The organism is Thermoleptolyngbya sp. M55_K2018_002 (assembly GCF_015295965.1).
Lineage (GTDB): Bacteria > Cyanobacteriota > Cyanobacteriia > Elainellales > Elainellaceae > Thermoleptolyngbya > Thermoleptolyngbya sichuanensis.
Map to the genome: position 1 here is coordinate 1 of NZ_DVEA01000208.1, position 3,673 is coordinate 3,673.

Annotated in this window: 4 protein-coding genes and 1 pseudogene; all 5 read right to left on the reverse strand. The window is 56.4% G+C overall.

Features of this window, described 5'->3' with window-relative positions:
• Positions 1-139: 139 nt before the first annotated feature.
• Positions 140-1,105, reverse strand: coding sequence for a GNAT family N-acetyltransferase (locus IGS51_RS10130; RefSeq protein WP_297078289.1), 966 nt, complete (start codon positions 1,103-1,105; stop codon positions 140-142).
• A 234-nt stretch (positions 1,106-1,339) separates the two neighbouring features.
• Positions 1,340-1,552 (reverse strand): hypothetical protein, encoded by a 213-nt coding sequence (locus IGS51_RS10135; RefSeq protein ID WP_297078290.1) that lies wholly within the window; start codon positions 1,550-1,552, stop codon positions 1,340-1,342.
• A 477-nt stretch (positions 1,553-2,029) separates the two neighbouring features.
• On the reverse strand, positions 2,030-2,179 hold the full coding sequence (locus tag IGS51_RS10140) for a hypothetical protein (protein WP_172357706.1): 150 nt from the start codon (positions 2,177-2,179) through the stop codon (positions 2,030-2,032).
• A 358-nt stretch (positions 2,180-2,537) separates the two neighbouring features.
• Positions 2,538-3,083: a hypothetical protein gene (locus IGS51_RS10145; protein ID WP_297078291.1), complete on the reverse strand. Its 546-nt coding sequence runs from the start codon at positions 3,081-3,083 to the stop codon at positions 2,538-2,540.
• A gap of 81 nt (positions 3,084-3,164) precedes the next feature.
• Positions 3,165-3,673: pseudogene (locus IGS51_RS10150) on the reverse strand (hypothetical protein); the annotation flags it as partial.

Sequence of the window (3,673 nt, forward strand, 5' to 3'; positions counted from 1 at the left end):
GAGGGAGGGAAGAGGGAAGAGAGAAGAACGAAGAACGAAGAACGAAGAACGAAGAGGAAAGAACGAAGAGGTTCCGGTTTTCGTTCTTCGTTTTTCATTTTTCGTTTTTTCTCTCTCCGTTTCTCGCCTCCTCACTCCGTCACCCCATCACCTTTGCGTAGCTCAACCATGCAAACTGGGGCGCAAACCCGACTGAGTGGTAGAGGTCGTAGGCAGCATTGGGGTTTTGGGTGTCTACGCCCAGCAGTGCTGTGTCCATGCCTTCGGCTTTGAGCCGATGCAGACCAGCAAGCAAGAGCGATCGCCCCAGGCCCCGTCGCCGAAAGCCGCGACGAGTTCCCAGCGAGCTAATCCAGCCTTCGCAACGGCCAAAGTGGGCGTTGGTGGGGATGCTGATGTAGCACCTGCAAAAGCCAGCCAGCGTGCCATCGGGTGACACGGCGATCAGATCCAGAGCGGGTCGATAGTCCGCTTCGCTCAGCCGATGTTCATGCTGCTCCACCGTCAGCGGGTGAAAGCCCCAGTGATCGATAAAGGTCTGGTTGTATAGATCCACCCAGTCTTGGGCAGGCACGCGGCGGGTATTGTCGATGATTTGAAACCCGTCAGGCAGTTGCGCGGGGGGAATGGGGTCGAGGAGCGATCGCGCTTCGGTGAGAAAGCGACGCTCGTATTCAAAGCCGCTGCGTTCAACCCAAGAAAGGCGATCGCCCTCCGTATCGCGGCAGTGGACATAGAGCCTGGTGGGCAGGCTGCGAGCCTGGCCGATTTGCAGCAGGCGGCTTTCGCCCCAGCGCAGCATTTCGGGTTCCAGTCGGCTGTGCCAGTCGGGATGCACCCGCAGCGACAAATGCCGCTCCAGAAAGCCGTCAATGGGTTCCTTCGCGCCCCAAAGCGAAGCCACACCCATCAACTGACCCGTTGCGTCTTCCCACAGGCGGCGATCGCCCACTGGATCAAAGCTGGGATGGGTGGCATCGTGGGCCAGCTCCTCGGCGGTAAAGAAATACTCGCGATAGGTGGCGGCTTCGCAAAGATTAAGGAAATCCGCTAAGCGCTGATAGTCGGCCTGGCTGCTGACCGAGCGCTCCGTCAAAGTCATCATGTCAAACACTCCGGGTGATGGTAAACAAAACGCCATCCATCCAGCAGGCTTTTTTCACAGGACTGACGCACTTGCGATCAGTTTTCTGGATTTTGGACGATTTCTCGCAGACTGCGCCCACAAGAAATCGTCCAACTGCGCCCGTTCTAGTTCAGCCAAAAGGTGGGAGGGATGCCTAAGAGCCTGATCAACGCACGCATCTAGTACGTTAGGCATCACGCCAAAATGCAGGCTCTAGAACAGTCGTCGCTGCTGATAGTGAATAGCTCTGGGCCGGTTAACTAGCTCTCTGGTTTGAATGTGTTGCTGATGCTCTAGCGAATCGGGTGCTGCGTCAGGTTGAGCAGGGGCAGCGGGCGATCGCTCTGGTAGAGCCTTGTCTGGAGGCGGCGCAGCGACATCGGGCATCGCCGCCGAAATGGGTAAAGGTTGAGAGTCAAGAAACATCGGTTGCACCTCCGGTTTTTAGAAATTCTGTGGAAATGGCGTGAAATCGTGAAAAAACCGCGCAGTGCAACTTAAGGGTTCACCGCGCTCTCTTAGCCTGTAAAATTCATGGGTGTTTCAATACTACTTAAACTACAGTATGCTACAAGATTGGGCAGGTCTATCCCCCGATCGGGTAGTATCAGATTTTGGATTGGCGATTTTAGATTAGCGGACATCCGCCAAGCTGGCATCCATCCGCCGCGACTCAATCCACGCCCTTTCAGACCGAAATCGGGTTCCGAGAGCGTCGCATCTACGACCCTACCCAGAACCCGATTGAGACGGTGTATTCAAGCTGGTTAATTCGGACTTATAGATTCAGAAAATCTAGATTCAGAAAGTCTAGATTCAGGAAATCTATCGGTCTTGCTCACCCAAAAATTGATTCCAACGAGTTGATTCCAACGAGTTGATTCCAACGAATGGCTCGACGAATCAAGCAGAACCCCGTCGCTTCAGGGAGGCAATCATCTGCTGCTTGACAGCACCCGCCCACTCGTCAAAGTTAAACTCTTCAGCCGGAGGGGTTGCAGGCACTTTTGGAGACAGCGGTTGCTTTGTGTCTTTGAGGTTTTGGCGGGCCATAAGGATCTCTCCAGCGGTAGCGATTTTAAATGAAATTACCAAAGCGGAAAGTTCTATACCTGTATCCGCAGGACGATCTGTAGCTATAGATACAGAACTTTTCTTCGATCATAACCCTATGCTGCCCAGCGGGTCACTGCCTCTAGCTTCTCAAATCTTCAAATACCCCAAATTCCCCCGACCGGGTGACTCCACGCCCCACGGTGGCTAAACCTTGGCCGAACTTTGGCTGAACTTTGGCTGAACTTTCTTCGGCAGCTTGGCGGAGGGCGATCGCCCTGCTTCCCCGCCAGCCAGCCCAGGCCAGGATCTCAGGCATCCATTAACCTGCTGCCCTTCAGCTTTCTCTAAAACCACCCTAAAACCGATTGAGAAAATGCCGCATCCGCACCTTGCTAGAGACATAGGGCGGAAACTGGTAATGCTCTGCTAGCAGCCAGGCCACCATCAGCAGGTGGGCGGTAAACGTAATGCTGACCCAGACCACCGGAAACCATGCCCAGGGGCTACCGGGCAGCGGCGGAAAGGTATAAGACAACAGCCAGACGATGCCTGTGGGCAGCACCCCCAGCACCACCGCCACCAGCCAGACAAAGGCCGTGAGGTTGGGGTCCGTTTGATAAGCAGATTGCCAGTTCCAGCCCGTCCAGCGCCAGGTCATGGGCTGTACGCTGTCTGCCACCTGCACCGACTGATCTGCCAGATTTGCCGTAAAAATATGCCGACAAAAGTTGCAGGCGAAGGCATCCATCAGCGCCAGCCCAGTGATTTCGCCATGCCGACAGACAGGACAGGTGTAGCGATCGCCAAAATCGAGCGATCGAGTCCGTGGGTCAGCCTTCTGGGAACTCATGGGCGATCGCTTGGAATGCCCGCTATCCGACGAATTTAGACCTGGCATCATGGGCGACACTCCTGGCGGCAGGCGCGAGATTGAATGCTGGAATGAGATGTTGGAATTGCTGAGTTTGAATCGCTGAATGCTTTAACGATAGCTCAGCAGCGCCGTGCGATCGCCCACCGTGCGGACAATCTCTTGTCCATTGTGTTCCAAAATCACGCGGGGTTCTTGCCCATTCATTTCTACCCGCTTAATTAGCACTGTGCCACCCGCGAGGCGATCGCCCACCGACGCATAGCGGCTCCCTTCTCCTGGCACTTCGACGATAATGCTGTAGCGACCGCCCATTTCCATCGCGCCACTGATCTGGATGCTCTGGGGAATGCTGACGGGGGGCGCAGCGGGCACAGGCAAAACGGCAGGCGGGGCAGCAGCAACGGCGATCGCGGGCGGTACGGCGGGCACAGGCACCAGCGCAGGCAGTTCAGGGAGAGCCTGGGGCTGGGGTAGCTCCGCCGCAATCGGGCGATCCTCCGGCGGCACAGGCGGAATAGCGGGCTGCCGAATCACCACGGGCGTTTCGCCCAGCGTGGCCAACGACTGCTTGCGCTCCTCGGGCGGCACCTGCGGGTCCAGCGCGATCCGCCACAAGG

Excerpts from the sequence above, each read along its gene's own strand:
- IGS51_RS10130 (WP_297078289.1), bottom strand. The coding sequence starts at position 1,105 with ATGATGACTTTGACGGAGCGCTCGGTCAGCAGCCAGGCCGACTATCAG.
- IGS51_RS10145 (WP_297078291.1), bottom strand. The coding sequence starts at position 3,083 with ATGATGCCAGGTCTAAATTCGTCGGATAGCGGGCATTCCAAGCGATCG.
- IGS51_RS10135 (WP_297078290.1), bottom strand. The coding sequence starts at position 1,552 with ATGTTTCTTGACTCTCAACCTTTACCCATTTCGGCGGCGATGCCCGAT.
- IGS51_RS10140 (WP_172357706.1), bottom strand. The coding sequence starts at position 2,179 with ATGGCCCGCCAAAACCTCAAAGACACAAAGCAACCGCTGTCTCCAAAA.